Source organism: Cellulomonas septica, from assembly GCF_012396155.1.
Classification (GTDB): Bacteria; Actinomycetota; Actinomycetes; order Actinomycetales; family Cellulomonadaceae; genus Cellulomonas; species Cellulomonas septica.
Genome location: NZ_JAAXOY010000769.1, coordinates 1 through 1504, shown reverse-complemented (window position 1 = coordinate 1504; position 1504 = coordinate 1). Strand labels below are relative to the sequence as shown.

Here is a 1504-nt window from a genome sequence, read left to right as displayed (position 1 = left end):
CGCGGCGCGGGCCCGCCGGACGAGCTGCCGCGCGTGCGCCTCGGTCACGTCGAGCACCTCCCCGACCCGCCGGTAGGAGTAGTCGAACGCCTCGCGCAGCACGTACGCGGCCCGCTCGGTCGGCGTGAGCCGCTCGAGCAGGACGAGCACGGCGGCGTCGAGCGCCTCGGCCCGCACGGCACCCAGCAGCGGGTCCGCGCTCGTGTCGACCGGCTCGGGCAGCCACGGCCCGACGTACGTCTCGCGACGGGCGCGCGCGGACGTCGCGGCGTTGATCGCGAGCCGCGTCGTGGTCGTCGTGAGGAACGCGGCGGCGTTCTGCACACCGCGCCGGTCCGTGTTCTGCCACCGGATCCACGCGTCCTGCACGACGTCCTCGGCCTCCTCGACCGAGCCGAGCATGCGGTAGGCGATGCCGAACAGCTGCGGCCTGACGTCGAGGAAGTCGGTGACGTCGTCGTCCGCGACGGACGGGGGTCCCGGCTCCGGGCGCGCGGTGTCGTGCGGCACGAGCCTCACCCTAGGGCCGGGACCCCCGGCGGTCAGCGGGCCACCGCCTGCGCGGCCTTCCACGCGGCGAGCGTCGTGGCGCCGATCCGCGCGTCGTCCCCGATCGGCACGATCGTCGTCCCGTCGAGGAGCGTGCCGAAGTAGCGCGCCCCGGGGTCCGACACGACCTCGCGCGGGTCGCCGGCGGCGGCGAGCTCGGCGCGCAGCAGCTCGTCCATCCGGAACCGCTCCGGGCCCGCGACCTCGACGATCCCCCCGACGGGCTCGGCGAGCGTCACGTCGACCACGGCCGCGACCACGTCGCGCGCCGCGACCGGCTGGATGGCGCCCGTGGTCGCGCGGACGACGCCGTCCTGCGTCGCACCGTCCGCGATCGCGGCCAGGAACTCGAAGAACTGCGTCGCCCGCAGGATCGTGAACGGGATCGGCGACGCCGTGACCAGCTGCTCCTGCGCGACCTTCGCCCGCAGGTACCCGCTGTCGGGCGCACGGTCCGCGCCGACGATCGACAGCACCACGTGGTGCCGCACCCCCGCCGCCTCCTCGGCCGCGAGCAGCGTCCGCGTCGACGTCGTGAAGAACGCGAGCACGTCGTCGGGTGCGAACGACGGCGAGTTCGACACGTCGACGACCGTGTCCGCCCCCGCGAGGGCCTCCGCGACGCCGTCGCCCGTCAGGGTGTCGACGCCCGTGCTGGGTGCCGCGGGCACGGCGACGTGACCGCTCTCGCGGAGCTGCTCGACGACCTGGGCGCCGATCCGGCCGGTGCCGCCGATGACGACGATCTTCATGCTGACCTCCTGTGGGTGGGTGATGCGGTGGGTGGTGCCAGGGGTGGTGCGGTGAGCGGTGCGACAGGTGCGGGACCGGACGACGGGTGCGGCCCGGGTGACGGGGTGACGAGGGCAGGCCGCGACCGTCCGTCCGCCGGCGGCCGCAGCGGGACCAGGACGTCCGGGTCGCCGCCCGCGACGAACGCGGCGCGCGGCCGGCC

Annotated in this window: 2 protein-coding genes; both read right to left on the bottom strand. The window is 75.7% G+C overall.

Features of this window, described 5'->3' with window-relative positions; all coding sequences use genetic code 11:
* Positions 1-510: sigma-70 family RNA polymerase sigma factor (locus HGA02_RS18990; RefSeq protein ID WP_343035627.1), on the bottom strand; the 510-nt coding region annotated here is incomplete at its 3' end.
* Positions 511-542: 32 nt separating this feature from the next.
* Entirely contained in the window at positions 543-1301 is a 759-nt protein-coding gene (locus tag HGA02_RS18985) for an SDR family oxidoreductase (protein WP_168680916.1), read from the bottom strand.
* Positions 1302-1504 lie beyond the last annotated feature (203 nt).

Excerpts from the sequence above, each read along its gene's own strand:
- HGA02_RS18985 (WP_168680916.1), bottom strand. The coding sequence starts at position 1,301 with ATGAAGATCGTCGTCATCGGCGGCACCGGCCGGATCGGCGCCCAGGTC.